23 protein-coding genes and 1 tRNA gene are annotated in these 21,618 nt (G+C 62.2%); 4 read left to right on the plus strand and 20 right to left on the minus strand.

The window, feature by feature from the left end:
- Nucleotides 1-30: 30 nt before the first annotated feature.
- On the minus strand, nucleotides 31-2,046 hold the full coding sequence (uvrB, locus tag ACZ9A3_RS15860; RefSeq protein WP_045195137.1) for an excinuclease ABC subunit UvrB: 2,016 nt from the start codon (nucleotides 2,044-2,046) through the stop codon (nucleotides 31-33).
- A gap of 308 nt (nucleotides 2,047-2,354) precedes the next feature.
- On the opposite strand from uvrB, the gene ACZ9A3_RS15865 reads away from it, so the two are divergent.
- Both ACZ9A3_RS15865 and ACZ9A3_RS15870 read left to right on the plus strand, forming a co-directional pair.
- Nucleotides 2,355-3,551 carry an amino acid aminotransferase gene (locus ACZ9A3_RS15865; protein ID WP_093380602.1) on the plus strand — a complete coding sequence of 399 codons (1,197 nt, stop codon included), beginning with the start codon at nucleotides 2,355-2,357 and terminating at the stop codon, nucleotides 3,549-3,551.
- Between the two features lie 63 nt (nucleotides 3,552-3,614).
- Nucleotides 3,615-3,690, plus strand: a tRNA-Asn gene (locus ACZ9A3_RS15870).
- 105 nt (nucleotides 3,691-3,795) lie between these two features.
- Here ACZ9A3_RS15870 and ACZ9A3_RS15875 read toward each other — a convergent pair.
- From ACZ9A3_RS15875 to ACZ9A3_RS15890, 4 genes are all read right to left on the minus strand, one after another.
- A complete protein-coding gene (locus ACZ9A3_RS15875; RefSeq protein ID WP_045195140.1) occupies nucleotides 3,796-4,356 on the minus strand; it encodes a DUF1285 domain-containing protein in 561 nt (186 codons plus the stop codon).
- A 10-nt stretch (nucleotides 4,357-4,366) separates the two neighbouring features.
- Complete coding sequence (locus tag ACZ9A3_RS15880; RefSeq protein ID WP_476252899.1) at nucleotides 4,367-4,972, minus strand: DUF4823 domain-containing protein; 606 nt, start codon at nucleotides 4,970-4,972, stop codon at nucleotides 4,367-4,369.
- A gap of 66 nt (nucleotides 4,973-5,038) precedes the next feature.
- Nucleotides 5,039-6,007 (minus strand): GTP 3',8-cyclase MoaA, encoded by a 969-nt coding sequence (locus tag ACZ9A3_RS15885; RefSeq protein ID WP_476252900.1) that lies wholly within the window; start codon nucleotides 6,005-6,007, stop codon nucleotides 5,039-5,041.
- A gap of 127 nt (nucleotides 6,008-6,134) precedes the next feature.
- Nucleotides 6,135-6,773 carry a TetR/AcrR family transcriptional regulator gene (locus tag ACZ9A3_RS15890; RefSeq protein WP_045195146.1) on the minus strand — a complete coding sequence of 213 codons (639 nt, stop codon included), beginning with the start codon at nucleotides 6,771-6,773 and terminating at the stop codon, nucleotides 6,135-6,137.
- Nucleotides 6,774-6,845: 72 nt separating this feature from the next.
- Between ACZ9A3_RS15890 and ACZ9A3_RS15895 the strand changes: the two genes are divergently transcribed.
- Nucleotides 6,846-7,979: an aminotransferase class V-fold PLP-dependent enzyme gene (locus ACZ9A3_RS15895; protein ID WP_476252901.1), complete on the plus strand. Its 1,134-nt coding sequence runs from the start codon at nucleotides 6,846-6,848 to the stop codon at nucleotides 7,977-7,979.
- 235 nt (nucleotides 7,980-8,214) lie between these two features.
- On the opposite strand, the gene ACZ9A3_RS15900 is transcribed toward ACZ9A3_RS15895, so the two are convergent.
- From ACZ9A3_RS15900 to ACZ9A3_RS15955, 12 genes are all read right to left on the minus strand, one after another.
- On the minus strand, nucleotides 8,215-8,997 hold the full coding sequence (locus tag ACZ9A3_RS15900) for a TatD family hydrolase (RefSeq protein WP_093380593.1): 783 nt from the start codon (nucleotides 8,995-8,997) through the stop codon (nucleotides 8,215-8,217).
- A 43-nt stretch (nucleotides 8,998-9,040) separates the two neighbouring features.
- Complete coding sequence (locus tag ACZ9A3_RS15905) at nucleotides 9,041-10,027, minus strand: DNA polymerase III subunit delta' (protein WP_258594441.1); 987 nt, start codon at nucleotides 10,025-10,027, stop codon at nucleotides 9,041-9,043.
- Nucleotides 10,020-10,652: a dTMP kinase gene (gene tmk, locus ACZ9A3_RS15910; protein ID WP_045195155.1), complete on the minus strand. Its 633-nt coding sequence runs from the start codon at nucleotides 10,650-10,652 to the stop codon at nucleotides 10,020-10,022. The genes ACZ9A3_RS15905 and tmk overlap by 8 nt, the downstream gene beginning before the upstream one ends.
- Nucleotides 10,653-10,671: 19 nt before the next feature.
- A complete protein-coding gene (gene mltG / locus ACZ9A3_RS15915) occupies nucleotides 10,672-11,817 on the minus strand; it encodes an endolytic transglycosylase MltG (protein WP_401294029.1) in 1,146 nt (381 codons plus the stop codon).
- 3 nt (nucleotides 11,818-11,820) lie between these two features.
- On the minus strand, nucleotides 11,821-12,636 hold the full coding sequence (pabC, locus tag ACZ9A3_RS15920) for an aminodeoxychorismate lyase (protein ID WP_093380584.1): 816 nt from the start codon (nucleotides 12,634-12,636) through the stop codon (nucleotides 11,821-11,823).
- The gene (fabF, locus tag ACZ9A3_RS15925; RefSeq protein ID WP_045195160.1) at nucleotides 12,636-13,880 is read right to left on the minus strand and encodes a beta-ketoacyl-ACP synthase II; all 1,245 of its coding nucleotides are present in this window, start codon (nucleotides 13,878-13,880) and stop codon (nucleotides 12,636-12,638) included. The genes pabC and fabF overlap by 1 nt, the downstream gene beginning before the upstream one ends.
- Before the next feature lie 104 nt (nucleotides 13,881-13,984).
- On the minus strand, nucleotides 13,985-14,221 hold the full coding sequence (gene acpP, locus ACZ9A3_RS15930) for an acyl carrier protein (RefSeq protein WP_003175607.1): 237 nt from the start codon (nucleotides 14,219-14,221) through the stop codon (nucleotides 13,985-13,987).
- Between the two features lie 196 nt (nucleotides 14,222-14,417).
- Nucleotides 14,418-15,158 carry a 3-oxoacyl-ACP reductase FabG gene (gene fabG, locus ACZ9A3_RS15935; RefSeq protein ID WP_038994156.1) on the minus strand — a complete coding sequence of 247 codons (741 nt, stop codon included), beginning with the start codon at nucleotides 15,156-15,158 and terminating at the stop codon, nucleotides 14,418-14,420.
- A gap of 16 nt (nucleotides 15,159-15,174) precedes the next feature.
- On the minus strand, nucleotides 15,175-16,113 hold the full coding sequence (gene fabD / locus ACZ9A3_RS15940; protein ID WP_476252902.1) for an ACP S-malonyltransferase: 939 nt from the start codon (nucleotides 16,111-16,113) through the stop codon (nucleotides 15,175-15,177).
- Between the two features lie 129 nt (nucleotides 16,114-16,242).
- Nucleotides 16,243-17,253, minus strand: coding sequence for a phosphate acyltransferase PlsX (gene plsX / locus ACZ9A3_RS15945; protein ID WP_082075402.1), 1,011 nt, complete (start codon nucleotides 17,251-17,253; stop codon nucleotides 16,243-16,245).
- Between the two features lie 3 nt (nucleotides 17,254-17,256).
- On the minus strand, nucleotides 17,257-17,439 hold the full coding sequence (gene rpmF, locus ACZ9A3_RS15950; RefSeq protein ID WP_010223221.1) for a 50S ribosomal protein L32: 183 nt from the start codon (nucleotides 17,437-17,439) through the stop codon (nucleotides 17,257-17,259).
- 13 nt (nucleotides 17,440-17,452) lie between these two features.
- Complete coding sequence (locus ACZ9A3_RS15955; RefSeq protein ID WP_045195168.1) at nucleotides 17,453-17,980, minus strand: YceD family protein; 528 nt, start codon at nucleotides 17,978-17,980, stop codon at nucleotides 17,453-17,455.
- A 95-nt stretch (nucleotides 17,981-18,075) separates the two neighbouring features.
- Here ACZ9A3_RS15955 and ACZ9A3_RS15960 point away from each other — a divergent pair, with 95 nt between their 5' ends.
- Entirely contained in the window at nucleotides 18,076-18,654 is a 579-nt protein-coding gene (locus ACZ9A3_RS15960) for a Maf family protein (protein WP_476252903.1), read from the plus strand.
- Between the two features lie 52 nt (nucleotides 18,655-18,706).
- Here the strand turns inward: ACZ9A3_RS15960 and ACZ9A3_RS15965 are convergent, their stop codons facing one another.
- Genes ACZ9A3_RS15965 through rluC form a run of 3 tightly spaced genes read right to left on the minus strand, consistent with a single transcriptional unit; the run spans nucleotide 18,707 to nucleotide 21,330 of the window.
- Nucleotides 18,707-19,699 carry a S49 family peptidase gene (locus ACZ9A3_RS15965; protein WP_476252904.1) on the minus strand — a complete coding sequence of 331 codons (993 nt, stop codon included), beginning with the start codon at nucleotides 19,697-19,699 and terminating at the stop codon, nucleotides 18,707-18,709.
- Complete coding sequence (locus ACZ9A3_RS15970) at nucleotides 19,692-20,384, minus strand: HAD family hydrolase (RefSeq protein WP_045195174.1); 693 nt, start codon at nucleotides 20,382-20,384, stop codon at nucleotides 19,692-19,694. The genes ACZ9A3_RS15965 and ACZ9A3_RS15970 overlap by 8 nt, the downstream gene beginning before the upstream one ends.
- Nucleotides 20,374-21,330 (minus strand): 23S rRNA pseudouridine(955/2504/2580) synthase RluC, encoded by a 957-nt coding sequence (gene rluC / locus ACZ9A3_RS15975; RefSeq protein WP_045195176.1) that lies wholly within the window; start codon nucleotides 21,328-21,330, stop codon nucleotides 20,374-20,376. The genes ACZ9A3_RS15970 and rluC overlap by 11 nt, the downstream gene beginning before the upstream one ends.
- Nucleotides 21,331-21,618: the final 288 nt, after the last annotated feature.

Genomic DNA, 21,618 nt, shown 5'->3' on the forward strand with positions numbered 1-21,618 from the left:
ATGGCAATCATAGGGCCAGCGATAAGGCCCTCAGGTGGTGATCATCCGCTCGCGCAGCGCGGTAATCTCGTCGCGCAACTGCGCCGCCGCTTCGAACTCCAGGTCCCGCGCCAGCTGGTACATTTTCTCTTCCAGCTGCTTGATGCGCTTGGCGATCTCGCCCGGTGAGCGCAGTTCGGCTTCGTAACGGGCGCTCTCCTCTGCCGCCTTGGCCATGCCCTTGCGCTTCTTGCTGCGCGAGCCGGGCACGTTGGCGCCTTCCATGATGTCGGTGATGTCCTTGACCACGCCCTTGGGCACGATGCCGTTGGCGGCGTTGAAGGCGATCTGCTTGTCGCGGCGCCGCTCGGTCTCGCCAATCGCCCGCTGCATGGAGCCGGTCATGTTGTCGGCATAGAGGATCGCCCGGCCATTGAGGTTACGCGCCGCGCGGCCGATGGTCTGGATCAGCGAGCGCTCGGAACGCAGGAAACCTTCCTTGTCGGCATCGAGAATCGCCACCAGCGATACCTCCGGCATATCCAGGCCTTCACGCAGCAGGTTGATGCCCACCAGCACATCGAAGGTACCCAGGCGCAGGTCGCGGATGATCTCGACCCGCTCCACAGTATCGATGTCCGAGTGCAGGTAGCGCACGCGCACATCGTGGTCGGCCAGGTAGTCGGTGAGGTCCTCGGCCATGCGTTTGGTCAGGGTGGTGACCAGCACGCGCTCCTCCACGGCCACGCGCTTGCGGATCTCCGAGAGCAGGTCGTCGACCTGGGTGGTGGCCGGGCGCACTTCGACCTGCGGATCGACCAGGCCGGTGGGGCGCACCACCTGTTCAACCACGCGGCCAGCATGTTCGGCCTCGTAGTTGCCGGGGGTCGCAGAAACGAAGATGGTCTGCGGGCTGACGTTTTCCCACTCGTCAAAGCGCATCGGCCGGTTGTCCAGCGCCGAGGGCAGGCGAAAGCCGTACTCGACCAGGGTTTCCTTGCGCGAGCGGTCGCCCTTGTACATGGCGCCGACTTGCGGAACGCTGACGTGGGATTCGTCAATTACCAGGAGGGCATCGTCCGGCAGATAGTCGTAAAGAGTCGGTGGCGCTGCCCCGGCCGGGCGCCCGGAGAGGTAGCGCGAGTAGTTTTCGATGCCGTTGCAGTAACCCAGCTCGAGGATCATCTCCAGGTCAAAGCGGGTGCGCTGCTCCAGGCGCTGGGCCTCGACCAGCTTGTTGGCCTTGTGCAGGTACTCAAGGCGCTGGGCCAGTTCCTCCTTGATGCCGTCCACGGCCTCGAGCAGGGTCTCGCGCGGGGTCACGTAATGGCTCTTGGGGTAGAAGGTGAAACGCGGCAGTTTGCGGATCACCTCGCCGGTCAGCGGATCGAAGGCGGCGATGTTCTCGACCTCGTCGTCGAACAGCTCGATGCGGATGGCTTCCAGGTCCGATTCGGCCGGGAAGATATCGATCACATCACCGCGCACGCGGAAGGTAGCGCGGGCAAAGTCCATTTCGTTGCGGGTGTACTGCAGGTCGGCCAGGCGGCGCAGCAGCGCACGCTGGTCGAGCTTGTCGCCGCGGTCCACGTGCAGGACCATCTTCAGGTAGGTTTCCGGGCTACCCAGGCCATAGATGCAGGACACCGTGGTGACGATGATCGCATCACGGCGCTCCAGCAGCGCCTTGGTCGCCGACAGGCGCATCTGCTCGATATGATCGTTGATCGAGGCGTCCTTCTCGATAAAGGTGTCCGAGGACGGCACGTAGGCTTCGGGCTGGTAGTAGTCGTAGTAGGAAACGAAGTACTCGACGGCGTTGTTCGGAAAGAATGACTTGAACTCGCCATACAGCTGCGCCGCCAGGGTCTTGTTCGGCGCCAGTACCAATGTCGGGCGCTGCACCTGGGCGATCACGTTGGCAATGCTGAAGGTCTTGCCTGAGCCGGTCACCCCGAGCAGGGTCTGGTGCGCAAGGCCCGCCTCGATTCCTTCGACCATCAGGCGAATGGCCTCGGGCTGGTCGCCGGCCGGCTGGAAACGGGTGACGAGCTGGAACTCGGACATGACAAACCTCTGTGTGATCGCGATGGTTTCATCGCTGGCGCGGGCAACTGTATTTATAGACAGTAGTTATACCGAATTAAGGGCCCATTGCGCCAGTTTCAACTGAGTAACCCGGGCATTTCTGAGTATGGACCGGTGAAATCGACTAACGGTCGAAAAATATTCGGTCAAACAGCAGGAAAAGCTGCGACAGACTGTCGCCGTGACCGAGCGGTATCACTATACTGACTCCCCGTTTGTGCACCGCTCTAGTGCAAGCGACTGGAGCGTGCGACCTCTTCCACTCTCCATTCAGAGCCAAGGTAATAATGAGCCTGTTTTCCGCTGTCGAGCTGGCACCACGCGATCCCATTCTGGGCCTCAACGAAGCTTTCAACGCCGATACCCGTAGCAACAAGGTCAACCTGGGTGTAGGTGTTTACTGCAACGAAGAAGGGCGTATCCCACTGCTGCGTGCAGTGATCGAAGCCGAAACCCAGCGCGCTGCCCAGCACGCTTCCCGCGGTTACCTGCCGATCGACGGTATCGTCGCTTACGACCAGGCCGTACAGAAGCTGCTGTTCGGTGCCGAGTCGCCACTGCTGAGCGCCGGTCGCGTGATCACCACCCAGGCCGTCGGCGGTACCGGCGCCCTGAAGATCGGTGCCGACTTCCTCAAGCAGCTGTCGCCGAACGCCGTTGTCGCCATCAGCGACCCGAGCTGGGAAAACCACCGCGCCCTGTTCGAAACCGCTGGCTTCCCGGTCCAGAACTACCGCTACTACGACGCCGCCACCCACGACGTCAACCGCAGCGGCATGCTCGAAGACCTCAACGCCCTGCCGTCCGGCTCGATCATTGTGCTGCACGCCTGCTGCCACAACCCGACCGGTGTCGACCTGACGCCAGAAGACTGGAAAAACGTCCTCGAAGTGGTCAAGGCCAAGGGCCACGTGCCGTTCCTCGACATGGCCTACCAGGGCTTTGGCGCCGGCATCACTGAAGACGCCGCCGCGGTACGCCTGTTCGCCGAGTCGGGCCTGGACTTCTTCGTCTCCAGCTCGTTCTCCAAATCCTTCTCGCTGTACGGCGAGCGCGTTGGCGCCCTGTCGATCGTCACCGAGTCCAAGGAAGAGGCCACCCGCGTGCTGTCGCAAGTCAAGCGCGTGATCCGCACCAACTACTCCAACCCGCCGACCCACGGCGCGACCATCGTCGCCACCGTGCTCAACAGCCCAGAGCTGCGCAAGATGTGGGAAGACGAGCTGGCCGAGATGCGCCAGCGCATCCACGGCATGCGCAAGCAGATGGTCGAGCTGCTGGCCGAGTACGGCGCCAAGCAGGACTTCAGCTTCGTCGGTCGCCAGTGCGGCATGTTCTCCTACTCGGGCCTGACCGTTGAGCAGGTCGCGCGTCTGAAGAATGAGTTCGGTATCTATGCTCTGGATACCGGTCGCATCTGCGTCGCCTCGCTGAACCAAAGCAACATCCATGTGGTGACCAAGGCGATCGTCGAGGTCCTGTAATTTACTCAATTGCATAGGGGAGGCTTGACTTCCCCTTAGCAATCAGTAAGATACGCCACAGATTCCGCGATAGCTCAGTCGGTAGAGCAAATGACTGTTAATCATTGGGTCCCAGGTTCGAGTCCTGGTCGCGGAGCCAAACACCTGAAAAACCTCCAGTTGCCCTGAGCACTGGAGGTTTTTTCGTTTCTGGCAGATTAAATCGCGCAGCCCGGTCACCCCTCAGGGAAAACCGGGCGGACGATCAGGTCCGGCCGATGGGGTAGAAACAGCCACCACTCCAGACGCCCAGCCACTGCTGGCCATCGATCTGCCTGGGCACCGCCAGTTCGACCAACTGGTAGAAGACATTGCGATGGATCAACGCTTCGAGGTTGCTACGCATGTGCACGTACGGCGAAGGCTCCTGGGTCTGCGCGTCGATTTCAACGCGCAGCGGATGCTCGGGGCCGGCCTCGACCTGGTCGTCGACATTGCTGGTAAAGCGCAACAATTGCTGCTCACCCTCGCCCTGCACCTCCAGGCTGACCGCAACAAAGGGCGCGTCATCGACCTTGATGCCGACCTTCTCCACTGGCGTCACCAGGAAGTAGTCGTCACCGTCGCGGCGGATGATGGTCGAGAACAGCCGGACCATCGGCTTGCGCCCGATCGGCGTACCCAGGTAGTACCAGGTGCCGTCACGGGCGATGCGCATGTCGATGTCGCCGCAAAAATCCGGGTTCCACAGGTGCACGGGCGGCAGGCCCTTTTCTGCCTTGGGAATCTGCGCCAGCAGATCATTGGCCTTGCCGGTGTCTTGCATCACCCTCTCCTTAACGACTCATGCCCAACAGACTCCGAGCGTAATCCTCGAGTGGCGGGCGGAGCAAATCTTCCGGCTTGTTGTCGTGGAACGTCAGCAAACCGCCGCGGCTTTTGATCCGCGCGGTGTCGATCAGGTAACGGGTGCTGGTTTCGATCAGCATCAGCTGCACCACGCCAGTATCGATACCCAGACGATCGACCGCCTGCTCGTCATACCACTCATCGCCATTGCCGATGCGATCGTCGGCGCGGGCAAAACGGGTGTACAGCAGGTAATGGGCGCCGACTTCACGCGCTTCGATCAGCGCTTGCTCAAGGCCCAGCGGCGCAGGGGCACGGCGAACCAGCGGGAAGTACTCGACAAAGCCCTTGAAGGCTTCTTCAGCCACGACGTTGGGCCGCGGGTACGGGCCCTTGCCTGATGGCACGAAAGCACCCTGGCCAATGTAAATGAATGAATCAGGCTGCAGGCGCACCGACAGCGAACGACGGGTGTCGCTGTGATCGAGCAGACCGGCATCGCTCATGTGATAACGGGCACCCTCGCCCATATCGCTGACATTCATGCAGCCGCCCAGCGCCGTCAGCGCCAGCAGCAAAACCAGGCTACGCATCTATCCTCCAGTGGCCGGTGACGGAAAACCGGCGAACAGCTGGCAGATGCAGCTTTTGCGCCAGTCTTAGCCGCCGATGATTTTCATCACCGTCGCGCCACCGGAAAACGCCACCGACTGCTTGTCGCCAAGGGCTTTGACCAGCAAGCCCTGTAGCGCCGGCAAGGCCTGGTGGCGCGGTTTGTCGAGCAGGTCGCCGATATAGTGACGGTTGCTCGACGACAGGCAACCGTGCAGCCAGCCGGTGGAGGACAGGCGCAAACGCGAACAGGTACGGCAGAACGGCACGCTCTCGTTGGCGATCACGCCAAAATAACCCTGGCCCGGGATCTGGTAGCGCAAGGCGGTGGCATCCACCGGCGCGTTGGCCTGCAGGTACTCGTACTGCTCGCCGATCAATTGCAGCAAGTGCTCAAGGCTGACGAACTGCTGCAAAAAGTCATTGCTGTCGCGCGCCAGGTGCCCCATGCGCATCAGCTCGATGAAGCGCAGCTCGTAGCCGTGGGCCAGGCAGTACTCCAGCAGCGGCAGCACCTGGTCGAAGTTCTGCCCGCGCAACGGCACCATGTTGACCTTGATCTGCATGCCGGCGGCGCTGGCCTGGCTCATGCCGTCGAGCACAGTGGCCAGGTCGCCGCCACGGGCAATACGCCGGAAGGCATCCGGATCAAGGGTGTCGAGGGAAACGTTGAGGCGACGGATACCCGCCGCGCGCAGCAACGGCAGCTTGCGCGCCAGCAACTGGCCGTTGGTGGTCAGGCTGATTTCATCCAGGCCCAGATTGGCAATGGAGCTGAGGAAGGTTTCCAGCTTGGGGCTGACCAGCGGCTCGCCGCCGGTGACGCGCACCCGCTCGATACCGGCGGCCTCGACCAGATAAGCCACGCCGCGGGCCATGGCCTCGGCCGAGAGCTCGTCCTGGGCCGCGACCAGACGCTTGCCGTCGGGCACACAATAGGTACAGGCGTAGTTGCAGGCAGCCGTGAGGCTGACACGCAAATTGCGAAAACGCCTGCCTTGGCGGTCGACGATCATGGGTGACTCCGGCATGGGTGAATCGGGCCTGCAAAACCTGACTCAAAAATCAGGTTTTTGCAAGCCTCATACCTGAGTATATTCCTCGCCACCCAATCCCAGTAGCGCCATGGTTTGGCTGAATGTCTCAGCTACCGGCGGTATCCGGGTCGCGCTTGCGCTTGTTGCCCATGCGCACGCCAATGTCCATGAGGAACTGGAAGAAGCCTTCCTGATCTTCCAGGACGTTGCTCCAGAACGGCGAGTGGTAGAGCGCCACGGCCCCATGCACAAGGGCCCAGGCCGCGCAGTAGTGGAAGTACGGCGGTACGTCCTCAAGCTTGCCTTCGCTGATGCGACCCTTGATCAGCAGGGTCAGGCGGTCGAAGTTGGAGGCGCGGATCTTGTGCAACTCCTCGACCATCTCCGGCACCTGGTTGCCCTTGACCACCTTCTCTTCGAGACGGTCGAACAGGCGGTAGCGCTGCGGATCACGCATGCGGAATTCGAAGTAGGCGCGCGACAGGGCTTCCTTGTCGCGGTCGACGTCGGCAGAGTGCAGCAGTTCGTTCAAATCGCGCTCGTAGTCGAGCATCAGGCGCAGGTAGATCTCCGCCTTGGATTTGAAATGCTTGTAGATCGTGCCTTTGCCGATACCGACGGCATCAGCGATCATCTCGACGGTGACACTGTCTTCACCCTGTTCGAGAAACAGCTTGAGCGCGGTATCGAGAATTTCTTGCTCTCGGCGACGAAACTCACGGACCTTACGAGGTTCTTTCTGCATAAGAAGGACTGGATCAAAATCGAAGCCGGTTATTATGCCTAACTTGCGCCAAAATGCACGGATCATCCAACCATGTCTATGTTTCTTGATGAGTTTGAACAGGCCCCGGGGCTTCGTTATCTGAACCATGCCGCGGTCGCACCCTGGCCCAAACGCGCCAGCCAGGCGGTTTCGCGCTTCGCCAGCGAGAACGTTTTGCTCGGTGCAAGGGACTATCCGGACTGGATGGCCATGGAGCAGCGTTTACGTGAACGCCTGATGCGCCTGACGAATGCACCGTCGACGGATGACATCGCATTGGTCAAGAACACCTCCGAAGCGCTGTCTTTCGTCGCCTTCGGTATCGACTGGCAGGCCGGCGACCAGATCGTCATCAGCGACGAAGAATTCCCCTCCAACCGGATTGTCTGGGAAGCCCTGGTCGACAAAGGCGTCAGCGTCATCCAGGTAAGCCTCAAGGGCAGCGACCCGGAGGCGGCCTTGCTCGCGGCCTGCGGCCCCAAGGTGCGCCTGCTGGCAATCAGCGCCGTGCAGTTTGCCAGCGGCCTGCGCCTTGACCTGGTGCGTCTGGGCCAAGGCTGTCGTGAGCGTGAGGTGTTGTTCTGCATCGACGCCATCCAGCAATTGGGCGCCCTGCCCTTCGACGTCCAGGCCTATCAGTGCGACTTTGCCATGGCCGATGGGCACAAATGGATGCTCGGCCCGGAAGGCCTCGGGGTGTTCTATTGCCGCGCCGAGGTCCGCCCGCTGCTCAAGCTCAGCGAGTACGGCTGGCACATGCTCGAACACATGGGCGACTACAGCCGCAGCGAATGGCAGCCGGCCCACAGCGCCCGGCGCTTTGAATGCGGCAGCCCGAACATGCTTGGTGCAGCGGCGCTGGAGGCAAGCCTGGCGCTGCTCGAAGAAGTGGGCATGGATCAGGTGGCCACAGCGCTGCTGGAGCGGGTGCACTGGCTCAACGAAGGCCTGGCAGCGATCCCTGGGGTCCGCGTACACAGCCCGCAGGAGCCTGCGCGTCGCTCAGGGATCGTGTCCTTCAGCATTGAGGGCGTCGAGAACGCCCAGGTTTATCAGCGCCTCAAGCAGGAACAGGTGATCTGCATTCCGCGTGGCCCCGGGGTGCGATTTTCCCCGCACTTCTACACACCTAGGCAGATAATCGACGAAACTCTGGCCATTGTGCGCGAGATCGCAGAGCGATGAGTGCTCAGCAGCGGCAGGCGTATTCCAAATCTGTTTAAAAAACGACCAGCTGTGGCTGGCGGCGCGTCAATCCTGGCCAATACTTCAGGTGTTGGCGCAGCGCATCCCCCCATGTGGCGCGCCGATAAAGGTGCTCAGGGACCGCGTGCCTTTGTTTTACTCCTAATGGTCTTAACCCGGATTCACCCCCCAGAACCCGGGTTTTTTTTGCCTGCGGTTTTTACCGCCCGCAGGCTCAGGCCACCCGCGCCAACGGAAACAGGCGCTTGAAGTTGGCCGTGGTCTGTTCAGCCAGTTGCTCATAACTTTCACCGCGCACCATCGCCACGAACTCCGCCACTTCACGCACGTACTCTGGCAAGTTGGCCTTGCCGCGGTAGGGGATCGGCGCCAGGTACGGCGAGTCGGTCTCGACCAGTAGCCGATCGGCAGGCACCTGGCGGGCCACATCGCGCAACGCATCGGCATTACGGAAGGTGACGATGCCCGACAGCGAAATGTAGTAGCCCAGGTCCAGCGCCGCCCTGGCCATGTCCCAGTCTTCAGTGAAGCAATGCAGAACGCCGGCCTGCTTGAGGTCCGCTTCACGCAGCAAGGCCAGGGTGTCGGCGCGCGCCGCGCGGGTATGGATGATCACCGGCTTGCCGGTTACCCTGGCTGCCTCCAGGTGCAGGCGGAACGAGTCCTGCTGCACCTGAGCCGCGTCCGGCTCGTAGTGATAGTCCAGGCCGGTCTCGCCAATCGCCACCACATGCGGGTGCTCCAGCTCCTTGAGCAGCCAGTCCAGCGGCGGCGCGCCATCGGGGGTGAGGTCGAGCGGGTGGATGCCCACCGAGCAGTCGACATCACTGTAACGCTCGCTCAGGTCCTTGACCGCCTGGGCGTTGTCGGCGCTGATGCCGATGCACAGGAAGTGGCCGACGCCGCGCGCGCGGGCAGCGTCCAGGGCCGCATCCAGGGAGCCCTGGTGGGCGGTGAGGTCAAGACGGTCGAGGTGGCAATGGGAATCTACAAGCATGGGTGCATGACAACGCTGAAAAGAAATGAAGGAACGGCGCAGCTCAACGCTGGCCCGGCAACATCGCCCAGGACGCCAGCAGCGCCTCGAGCAACAGCACCCGATTGAGGTTGGCCTTGCCCAGGACCTTCTGGCGCTGGGCCAGAATCCAGTCCTGGATCTCCAGGACCCTGGCCTGGCTGCTCTTCTGCGCCAGGTACTGGACCACCTTGCGCATATCGCTCAAGCCTAACCCCTCCTCGTCCTGGGTCAACTGATAACGCAGGACCAGGCTGGACCAGTCGCAGAACCAGTCGAACAGTTGCAGCAAGGGAATGGCATTCCAGGCATCGGCCAGCTGACTAGGCGATTGCTGCTGCTTGAGCAGCTTCTTCACCCCATCGACCACCAGCGCGCGCTGCTCGCGCACACCCTGGGCCTGCAGACTGACGGCCGCCAACGGCGAGCCGGCGGCCAGGCTGAGCAACTCCAGGCGCTCCTGCTCGTCGCAGTCGGGCAAGGCCTGTTCGAGCCAGGCCAGGCTTTGCTCGCGGCTCGGCAGCGGGCAGGCCTGCTGCTGGCAGCGGCTCTTGATGGTTGGCAACAGGCGGCTGGGCTGATGGCTGACCAGCAGCAGAACAGTATTGCCCGAGGGCTCTTCAAGGCTTTTGAGCAAGGCGTTGGCGGCGTTGACGTTCATCGCCTCGACCGGCTCGATCAAGATCACTTTGCGCCCACCCAACTGCGCGGTCTGCACCACGAAAGACACCAGCTCGCGGACCTGGTCGACCTTGATCGGCTTGTCGGCCTCTTCCGGCTCCAGCACGTAGTTGTCCGGGTGGCTGCCGGCTGCGAGCAACAGGCATGACTTGCACTGCCCACACGCCTGCAGCCCTTGCACACGCTGGCACAGCAGCAAGGCCATCAGGCGCTCGGCCAGGGCCCGCTTGCCAATGCCTTGCGGGCCGTGCAGCAGATAGGCATGGGCATGCTGGGTGCGCCCGGCCAGTTGCTGCCACAGCGCCTGCTGCCAGGGAAACGCCTCAGCCACGGCAACGCTCCAGAATCTGCGGCAGCAAGGCGTCCAGCGCCTGCTGTACCTGGGCCAGCGGCAAAGCGGCATCGATCAGCCGGTATTGCTGCGGCGAAGCCTGGGCGCGAGCCAGGTAGGCCTGGCGCACGGCTTCGAAGAAGGCCTGGCCTTCCTGTTCGAAACGGTCCAGGCGGCCGCGGGCGGCAGCGCGCGACAGACCGATCGCCACCGGCAGATCGAACACCAGGGTCAGGTCCGGGCGCAGATCGCCCTGGACGAAATTCTCCAGGGTGGCGATGCGCTCCAGCGACAGGCCGCGCCCGCCGCCCTGATAGGCGTAGGTGGCATCGGTAAAACGGTCGCACAACACCACCGCGCCACGGGCCAGGGCCGGGCGAATGACTTCGGCCAGGTGCTGGGCACGGGCGGCAAACACCAGCAGCAGCTCGGTGTCGGCATCCATCTTCTCTTCACTGGGGGCCAGCAGCAGTTCGCGGATTCGCTCGGCCAGCGGCGTGCCGCCCGGCTCGCGGGTCAGCACGACATCCAGGCCGGCGCCGCGCAGGTGCTCGGCGAGGTACTCGCGATTGGTGCTTTTGCCCGCGCCTTCAGGGCCTTCCAGGGTGATAAACAAGCCGCTCACAGGCAGTCCTTACAGTGGGTCATTGCGGGGAGGCCGCGTCGCTGGCCGGCGCCGCTTGCTCGGTCGCCGGCTCAGGGCTGACATCCGGCGATTGCGGCGCCGGCGGCTGGGCCTCGGGTTCAGGTTCGGTAACCGGGGCCGGGCTCGAACGGTAGTCGGCACGGCGCTTGATCTGGTACTCGCGCACGGCCGAATTGTGCGCATCGAGGTCATCGGAGAACACATGGCTGCCATCGCCACGCGCCACGAAATACAGGCTGCTGCCCGGCGTCGGGTTCAACGCGGCATGAATGGCTTCGCGGCCAACCATGGCAATCGGCGTCGGCGGCAGGCCGGCGTTGGTGTAGGTGTTGTACGGCGTCGGCTCGCGCAGGTCGGCGCGGGTGATCTTGCCGTTGTAGCGTTCGCCCATGCCGTAGATCACCGTCGGGTCGGTCTGCAGCAGCATGCCGATACGCATGCGCCGCACGAACACCCCGGCAATTTGCCCGCGCTCTTGCGGTACGCCGGTTTCCTTCTCGACCAGCGACGCCATGATCAGCGCCTGGTACGGGTCGCGATACGGCACATCGCTGGAGCGCTCAGCCCATTCCTTGGCCAACACTTCTTCCAGGCGCGCGTAGGCCTGCTGGAGGAACTCGACATCGCTCATGCCACGCACGAAGCGATAGGTATCGGGGAAGAACCGACCTTCAGGGAACACCCCCGGATGGCCGAGCTTGTCCATGACCTCGGCATCACTCAGGCCGTCGATGGTTTTCTTGATCTTCTCGTGCCTGGCCAGCGCCGCACGCACCTGGCGGAAGTTCCAGCCCTCGACCAGCGTCAGGGTGTACTGCACCACATCACCGCGACGCCAGACCTCGAACAGCTCGCGCACGGTCATGCCCGGGGTCATGCGGTACTCGCCGGTATGCAGCGGCACGCCAGCCATGTTGAAGCGCCAGTACAGGCGCAGCCAGAAGGCGTCTTCCAGCACCCCGTCGTTCTGCATGCGGTAGAACATGCGGTTGGGGGTGGTACCGGTGGGCACGTCGAGCAACTGCTCCTGGGACACGTGCAGGGTCTGCTCCAGCGCCGATTTTACCTTCCAGGCCGAATAGCCCAGCGTCAGGCCGGCCAGGATCAAGCCGATCTCCAGCAGCACCAAGAATTTACGTCTCACAAATCAGGCATCCAGTAGCGTACGGGCAATGGCCTGCAGTTTACGGGTGAGCGGCCCCGGCGGCCAGTTCAGCGATGTAAAAGCCTGTACCGGCCAGATGCCGTAGACGCTGTTGCAGACAAACACTTCGTCAGCTTGCTGCAGGTCCTGCAGGCTCAGGTCGGTAATCTGCACAGCGATTGCGGCGTCCCTGGCGTGATCGAGCAAGGCTGCGCGCATGACCCCGGCCACGCCGCAGCGGCTCAGGTCGGCAGTCTGCAGTTGGCCGTCGCGCACCAGGAACAGGTTGCTGTACACCCCCTCGATGATGCGCCCGGAAACATCGCGCATCAAACCTTCGGCGTGCGCGGCATCCTGCCACTCGGCACGGGCCAGCACCTGCTCGAGGCGATTGAGGTGTTTCAAGCCTGCCAGCAAGGGTTGCTCGGCCAGACGGGTCTGGCAATCGAACAAGCGAACGCCCTGTTCGGCATGCCCTGCGGGATAGGTGGGCAAGGGATTGCCCTGGAGAATTCGTCGTGGCGCCACGCCAGCGGCCGGCGCGTAGCCGCGCTGGCTGTCGCCGCGGGTAACAATGAGCTTGAGCACGCCGTCACCCAGCAAGCTGGCATAACGGCATAGCTCGTCGCGAATCAGGCCGTGATCGGCGCTGATCGCCAGGCGCTGGCAACCCAGCGCCAGGCGCTCGAGGTGGTACTCGAGCAACGATGGCCGACCGGCGCGCACGGCGATGGTCTCGAACAGACCATCGCCATAGGCCAGCCCCCGGCTTTGCAGGGTTAGTGCATCTGCCGGCAGGCCATCGACCCAGCTGTGCATCAGCCGGCGAACCGGCGGAACACCAGCGAGCCGTTGGTGCCACCAAAACCGAAGGAGTTGGACAGCACCACCTCGATCGGCATGTTGCGCGCCTGGTGCGGCACGAAGTCGAGGTCGCAACCTTCGCTCGGCTCGTCCAGGTTGATGGTCGGTGGCGCCACCTGGCTGTTGATCGACAGCACGCTGAAGATCGCCTCGACGGCACCGGCAGCGCCAAGCAGGTGCCCGGTCATCGACTTGGTCGAGCTGACGGCCAGCTTGTAGGCGTGATCGCCAAACACCGACTTGATCGCCGAGCTTTCTGCCAGGTCGCCGGCCGGCGTCGAGGTGCCGTGGGCGTTGATGTAATCGACTTCGCCGGGGTTCAGGCCGGCATCACGCAGGGCGTTGGCCATGCAGCGCGCGGCACCGCTGCCATCTTCTGGCGGCGAGGTCATGTGGTAGGCATCGCCACTCATGCCAAAGCCTACCAACTCGGCATAGATGGTCGCGCCGCGGGCCTTGGCGTGCTCGAGCTCTTCGAGTACCAGCGCACCGGCACCGTCGGCGAGGACGAAGCCATCACGGCCCTTGTCCCACGGACGGCTGGCGCGGGTCGGGTCGTCGTTGCGGGTCGACAGCGCCCGCGACGCACCGAAACCACCCATGCCCAGGCCACAGGCGGCCATTTCCGCACCGCCGGCGATCATCACGTCGGCTTCACCGAAGGCGATGTTGCGCGCAGCCATGCCGATACAGTGGGTACCGGTGGTGCAGGCGGTGGAAATAGCGTAGTTAGGCCCCTGTACACCCAGGTGGATCGACAGGAAACCGGAAATCATGTTGATGATCGAACCCGGCACGAAGAACGGCGAAATACGCCGCGGGCCCTGGTCATGCAAGGTCCGGCTGGTTTCTTCGATGTTGGTCAGGCCACCGATACCCGAGCCCATGGCCACGCCAATGCGCTCGCGGTTGGCATCGGTCACTTCCAGGCCGGCGTTACGCACTGCCTGAAAACCGGCTGCCAGGCCGTACTGAATGAACAGATCGAGCTTGCGGGCTTCCTTGACCGACAGGTACTGCTCGACTTCAAAGCCCTTTACCGAGCCGCCAAAACGGGTGGAGTAGGCAGACAGGTCAGTATGCTCGATCAGACCTATGCCACTGCGGCCAGCCAGAATGCCCTGCCAACTGCTCGGCACATCCGTACCCAGTGGCGACAGCATACCCATACCGGTGACCACGACGCGTCTACGCGACACAGCACTCTCCTTATTCAATTGACTACATCTCTTGTAAAGAAAAAACCGCACGCCGGCGAAGGCAGTGCGGTTTTTCCATGACAAGAAGCGACGACTACAACGTCTTAGGCCTGGTGGCTGGTGACGTAGTCGATAGCAGCTTGAACAGTAGTGATCTTCTCGGCTTCTTCGTCAGGGATTTCGGTCTCGAATTCCTCTTCCAGAGCCATCACCAGCTCAACGGTGTCAAGGGAATCGGCACCCAGATCTTCGACGAAGGAAGCAGTGTTCACTACTTCTTCTTCTTTAACGCCCAGTTGCTCGGCGACGATTTTCTTGACGCGTTCTTCGATGGTGCTCATACCTTGTTTTCACTCCTAATGGACATATGTCAGGCAGCTGGCCGGTGTGTAAGTGTATAGAAAGACGTCTGCTTTTCAAGCGCAACACGCCTTGCAAGACCACACCTGCCAACCGACTAGAATCTGGTTGCAGCTTTATAACGGATTTTAGACAGCTCGTATGACATTTTTTTGATGCAATCCGTCACATTCAATTTTACATGTACATGCCGCCGTTGACCGGAATGGTCGCGCCGGTGACATAACCTGCACCTTCGGAGGCCAGGAAAGCCACCACATTGGCGATCTCCTGAGCCTGGCCCAGACGCCCCAGGGGGATCTGGGTCTGCAGCGCTTCACGCTGAGCTTCAGGCAGCTCGCGAGTCATGTCGGTGTCGATGAAGCCCGGGGTCACCGAGTTGACGGTGATCGCGCGGGAGCCGACTTCACGCGCCAGGGCGCGGCTGAAGCCTTCCAGGCCGGCCTTGGCGGCAGCGTAGTTGACCTGGCCGACGTTACCCATGGCACCGACCACCGAGCCGATGCTGATGATACGACCCCAGCGCGCCTTGGTCATGCCGCGCAGCACGCCCTTGGACAGACGGTAGAGGCTGTTCAGGTTGGTGTCGATGACGTCGAACCACTCGTCGTCCTTCATGCGCAGCATGAGGTTGTCGCGGGTGATGCCGGCGTTGTTGACCAGAATGGTCGGCGCACCGAACTGCTCCTGGATCTTGGCCAGGGTAGCGGTGACCGACTCGTCGCTGGTCACGTTCAGCTCAAGGCCAGTGCCGGTGATGCCGTGCTCCTTGAGGGTCGCGGCGATACGCTCGGCGCCCGAAGCGGAGGTGGCGGTACCGATCACGGTAGCGCCCAGACGGCCCAGCTCCAGGGCGATAGCCTGGCCGATACCACGGCTGGCGCCGGTAACCAGGGCAACTTTACCTTGCAGGCTCATGCAAGTTTCTCCTAAATCAGGCCAGCGCCGCACGAGTGGCGGCGACAGCATCTGGGGTATTGAGGTTGTAGGTGGTCACGCCATCGGCGCAACGCTTGTTCAGACCGGCCAGAACCTTGCCCGGGCCGCATTCGACCAGGTTGACCGCACCATTGGCGGCCAGGGTCTGCACGCACTCGACCCAACGCACTGGCTTGTACAGCTGCTCCAGCAGATCGCGCTTGAGGGTGTCGAGGTCCGCGGCAACGGCAGCGCTGACGTTTTGCACCAGCGGGATTTGCGGGGCCTGCCAGTCGATGGCATTGACCGACTCGGCAAAGCGCTCGGCTGCCGGGCGCATCAGCTCACAGTGCGACGGCACGCTGACCGGCAGTGGCAGTGCGCGCTTGGCGCCAGCAGCCTTACAGGCTTCCATGGCACGCTCAACGGCGGCCTTGGCACCGGCGATGACTACCTGACCTGGCGAGTTGAAGTTCACCGCGCTGACCACTTCGCCCTGGGCTGCTTTTGCGCAGATATCCACGACAGCGGCATCGTCCAGACCCAGGATTGCCGCCATGGCGCCCTGCCCGGCCGGTACGGCCTCTTGCATGAGCTCGCCGCGGCGCTTGACCAGTTTAACGGCGTCACCCAGGCTCAGGCTGCCGGCGGCGACCAGGGCGCTGTACTCACCCAGGCTGTGACCGGAAACGAACGCCGGACGCGCGCCGCCCTCAGCCAGCCACAGGCGCCACAAGGCGATCGAGGCGGTAAGGATGGCCGGCTGGGTTTTGTCGGTTTGGTTGAGTTGCTCTTCCGGACCGTTCTGGGTCAGCGCCCAGAGGTCATAGCCCAGAGCCTCGGAGGCCTCACGGAAGGTATCAATGACCAGCGGATGCTGGCCGCCCAGCTCGGCGAGCATGCCGAGGGACTGCGAACCTTGACCGGGAAAGACGAATGCGAGGGATGCAGACATTGAACAAGCCCCTAGTGATCTTGTCGTCGGAAATTAAGCGCCCAGCACCAGGCTGAGCACAAGAAACTGAAGAGTTGGATGGTAGCGAGGACCAAGCGGTCACATTTAACCACTTCCTGAGGCATATGCCTAAAGCAACAGGTCTTCCAGGCGCCCGTGCAAACGTTGCGGCAGGTTCTCCTGGATCTCGATCAAAGCGCGCTGGATAGCGCTCTGCAAGCCCTGCACCCCGGCAGAGCCATGGCTCTTGATGACAATGCCCTGCAGGCCGAGAAAGCTTGCGCCATTATGTCGCGCCGGCGCCAGGTCAGCCTGCAGGCGGCGCAGCAGGGGCATGGCCACGGCGCCGGCCAGGCGCGCGCCGAGCCCGCCCTTGAACAACGCCTCGATGCGCGAGCCGATCATGGTCGCCAGGCCCTCGCTGGACTTGAGCAGGATATTGCCGACAAAACCGTCGCACACCACCACATCCGCCTCGCCACGGTACAAGCCGTCACCTTCGACGAAACCGATGTAGTTCAGGCCGCGGGCGTTCTGCAGCAGGCTGGCCGCAAGCTTGACCTGCTGGTTGCCCTTGATGTCTTCAGTGCCAACATTGAGCAAGGCTACGCGCGGGCGCGAGATACCCAGGGCCTGGGCGGCCACCGAGCCCATCACGGCAAACTGATAGAGGTTTTCTGCACTGCAGTCGACATTGGCGCCCAGGTCGAGCAGCTGGCAATAGCCGGTCTGGGTGGGAATGGCGGCAACCATGGCCGGGCGATCGATACCGGGCAGGGTTTTCAGCACATAGCGCGAAAGGGCCATCAGCGCACCGGTGTTGCCGGCACTGACGCAGGCCTGAACCTTGCCATCACGCAATAATTCGAGGGCCACGCGCATGGACGAATCGGGCTTGCTGCGCAGCGCCTGTGACGGCCGCTCGTCCATGCCGATCACTTCGCTGGCGGCCACGATCTGCAGGCGCGCGCGATCCGCTGCCGACTGGCCAGCGATCAGATCTTCAAGGAGGGAGGGTTGACCGACAAGGGTCAGGTGCAGCGAGGGGGTAGCCGACAGGCAAGCAATACTCGCCTGAACAATGCTGCGGGGACCGAAGTCCCCGCCCATTGCGTCAATCGCGATGATCTGAGCGGACAAGGATTACTCGTCAGCGCCCTTGTCGATCACTTTACGACCACGGTATACGCCTTCTGGCGATACGTGGTGACGCAGGTGCACTTCACCAGTGGTTTTCTCTACGGACAGAGCGTTTTCCGAGAGGGCGTCGTGCGAACGGCGCATGTCACGGGCAGAGCGGGATTTTTTGTTCTGCTGAACAGCCATAATTGATTAACTCCTAAACGTTTGGGTCACGCTTTAACTGCGCCAATACACTGAACGGGTTGGACCGTGTTACCTCGTCCTTGCTCGGTTCGGGCTCATCGGCGCCCGCCGGCTGCTGGCATTCTTCCGGATGATGAGCAGGCACGATAGGCAAGGCGAGCAGAAGCTCTTCCTCGACCAAGGCCTGCAGATCCAAAGGATCTTCGCCCAGTTCCAGCACGTCATAACCTTTCGGCAACGACTGGGTATTCGCACCCTCCTTCACCACGGCGTAAGTACATTCGCTGTGGATCGGCAGGGTGACCAGCTCAAGACAACGCTGGCAAACCATCTTGACCTCGACGCGCAGGTCGGTGTGGATAACCACAGCCTTCTGCTCGTCGCGCTCAAAATCGAATTTAGCCTGCACCGTACCGACAGTGTCGGAAAGCGGGTCGCAGAGTCTCTCCAAATCGGCGAGCTGCAGTGTTCCTTCGAGGGAAACACCACGATCGGCCAATTTGCGCGGGTCAACGTGAGGTGGAATCGGGTCATTCAACATAGGCGCAGCATTCTAGGGATGACCCCCGCCCCTGTCAAAGGAAATTCGGCTCCGTTCAGCATGTTAGAATCGTTTCACCTGTTCAGGAGTCTATCATGCTGCCTTTATTACTGGCTTCCAGCTCACCCTATCGGCGCGAACTGCTCGAACGCCTGCGCCTGCCATTCAGCTGGGCCTCGCCGGATATCGACGAACATCGGCTGGACGAAGAGCCCGCCCTTGAGCTGGTCAAGCGCCTGGCCCGGGAGAAAGCCCAGGCCCTGGCCGGCAGCCATCCCGGGCAACTGATCATCGGCTCCGACCAGGTCGCGGTGCTCGGCGAGCAGATCCTCGGCAAGCCGCACACCTTCGAGCGCGCCTGCGAGCAACTGCTGGCAGCCAGCGGCAACCATGTGACCTTTCTCACCGGCCTGGCGCTGCTCAACAGCGCCACCGGCCACTGCCAGGTCGACTGCGTGCCGTTCACGGTAAACATGCGCGAACTGGACCTGCCACGCATCGAGCGCTACCTGCGCGCCGAACAGCCCTACGACTGCGCCGGCAGCTTCAAGGCCGAAGGCCTGGGCGTCAGCCTGTTCCAGAGCACCCACGGCGTGGATGCCACCAGCCTGATCGGCCTGCCACTGATCCGCCTGGTAGACATGCTGCTGGCCGAAGGCGTCAGCCTGCCCTGACGCGCACAAAAAAGCCGACCTCGAAGGTCGGCTTTTTCAATGCACCAGGCAATCAACGCAGCGATGGCCCCTGAAAGCCCATCCACATCGCCAGGTACTCGGCCACACTGGCCCCCAGGCGCTTGGAGAAGCGATCGAACGGCGACTCCTCGACGGTAAAGTCAACCAGCTCCTTCTCCCCTACCACCTCGCGCGCCACGTAACCGGCGCTGCCCAGGCCATCCACCAGGCCCAGGGAGAGGGCTTGCTCGCCCGACCAGATCAGACCACTGAACAGCTCAGGGTGCTCCTTGTCCTTGAGGCGCCCGCCACGACCCTGCTTGACACTGGCAATGAACTGCTTGTGGGTGGTTTCCAGCACGCCCTGCCAGAACGCCGTCTCTTCAGGCTTTTGCGGCTGGAACGGATCAAGGAAGGCCTTGTGCTCACCCGCGGTATAGGTACGACGCTCGACGCCGAGCTTTTCCATGGTGCCGACAAAACCGTAACCGGCCGCCGTTACACCGATGGAGCCCACCAGGCTGGCCTTGTCGGCGTAGATCTGATCAGCGGCACTGGCGATGTAGTAAGCGCCGGAAGCGCCGAGATCGCTGATCACCGCATACAGCTTGATCGTCGGGTATTCGGCACGCAGGCGGCGGATTTCATCGTAGATGTAACCTGACTGCACCGGACTGCCGCCCGGGCTGTTGATACGCAGGATCACCGCCTTGGTTTTCGGGTCCTTGAACGCTTCGCGCAGGCCGCTGACGATATTGTCGGCACTGGCCGGCTCCTGGTCGGCGATCATGCCGCGCACCTCGACCAGCGCGGTATGGCTGACGCTGCGCGAGGCCGCCTTGTCCATGTTCATCAAAGGCGTGAACAGGGCAAAAATGCCGAACAGGTAAACAAAGGTCAGCAGCTTGAAAAAGATCCCCCAGCGCCGCGCCCGACGCTGCTCCTGAACACCGGCCAGGAGGGTTTTCTCCAGCAGCTTCCAGCTCTTCTGTTCTTCGTTGCTGTCGTTACTTTCGGCGCTGGGCGCCTTCCACTCGTCAGCCATGCTCACCTACCCTGGAATGTACTGCTGCAGGCGTGCAGCGAAGCCAGGCCTGCAACTGTGAAAAATGATCGATACACACCTGTGGCCCGAAGGCACTCAAGGCCTCAAGCGACATGGCGCCGTAACCCACCGCCACCGAATGCATGCCGGCATTGCTGGCCATCAACAAGTCGAAGGAAGAATCTCCGACCATCAATGCACGCTGCGGTTCGACCTGGCAATGGGCAAGAATCTCCTCAAGCATCTGCGGGTGCGGCTTGCCGCGGCTTTCGTCGGCTGCACGGGTGATATCGAAGTAATCTTCCCAACCATTGGCGCGTAACACCCGATCAAGCCCCCGCCGGGCCTTGCCGGTCGCCACCGCCAGGCGATAGCCCTCGGCCCGAAAGGCCTCCAGCGACTCGACCACGCCCTCGAACAGCGGCGAAGGCTGGTCATCCAGGGCCATGTAGACGTCGGCATAGTGCTGGCGAAACTGCACGATCTGCTCGGCATCCAGCTGCGGATACAACACGCTGATGGCCTCGGGCAACGCCAGGCCAATGATACCTTTGACCGCGTCATCCGCGCAGATGGCATAGCCGGCGCGACCGGCGGCCAGGTGCATGGCCTCGACGATACGGCCAATGGAGTCGGCGAGGGTACCGTCCCAGTCGAAGATCAGCAGGTCGTAATTACGCTGCACCCAGGCGCTCCACGGTCTTGGCCCACATTTCGTCTACCGGCGCTTCGAGCTTGAGCTCGCCACCATCGGGCAGCGGCACGGTCAGGGCGTAGGCATGCAGGAACAGGCGCTTGCCACCCAGATCACGGATCTCACGGGTGAAATCTTCATCGCCATACTTGCTGTCGCCAGCAATGCAATGCCCGGCATGCAGGGCATGTACGCGGATCTGGTGGGTACGACCGGTGATCGGCCGCGCCTCGACAATGGTGGCAAATTCGCCAAAACGGCGCAGCACGCGGAAGATCGTCAGCGCTTCCTTGCCTTCGTCATTGACCTCGACCATGCGCTCGCCGGAGCGCAGGTTGCTCTTGAGCAACGGCGCATTGACCTGCTTCTTGGCGGTGGCCCAATGACCGCGGACCAGGGCCATGTAGCGCTTGTCGACACCGTCGCCGCGAAGGGCAGCGTGCAAATGGCGCAACATGCTGCGTTTCTTGGCAATCATCAACAGGCCCGAGGTGTCGCGATCAAGGCGATGGACCAGCTCCAGCTCCTTGGCGTCCGGGCGCATCTGACGAAAGGCTTCGATCACGCCGAAATTCAGGCCGCTGCCACCGTGTACGGCGATGCCGGCCGGCTTGTTGAGCACAATCAGGGCCTTGTCTTCATAGACAATCGCCGCCTCAAGGCGCTGAAGCAAGCCCTGAGCCACCGGTACCGGCTCGTCGCGCTCGGGCAGACGAACGGGCGGCACGCGCACGATGTCGCCCGCCTGCAGCTTGTACTCGGGCTTGATCCGGCCCTTGTTCACGCGCACTTCGCCTTTACGCAAAATGCGGTAAATCAAGGTCTTGGGAACACCCTTGAGCTTCGTTACGAGGAAATTATCGATTCGTTGGCCGGCAAGTTCCGGCGCGACCTCGATCAGCTGGACGCCGGAGGTCGGAGGGGCAGTAGTCGTCATTTGCCAATCATAACAATTTTTTATGGATTTGAAGCACTTAATGATTGCTGCTATAGTCGCGAACGCCGCCAAAAGCGGCTGGCCAGCGGACTCACGGCTTTCAGCCGGCCCTGACCGACGCAATTCTCGAGGACGCGAGGCCGTCCGACGGGGCTTTCGCCAGTTTACAGAAATGCCTGGAATCGCCACCAGCGCCGTGCAGAGAAGACCGATAAAAAACTACAAGAGCGGTATTTCACCCTCCCCCACGTTTTTTTCGCTGCCACTCTGTCAGTGCCGTCAATTTCA

This window comes from Pseudomonas sp. TE4620 (assembly GCF_056279045.1).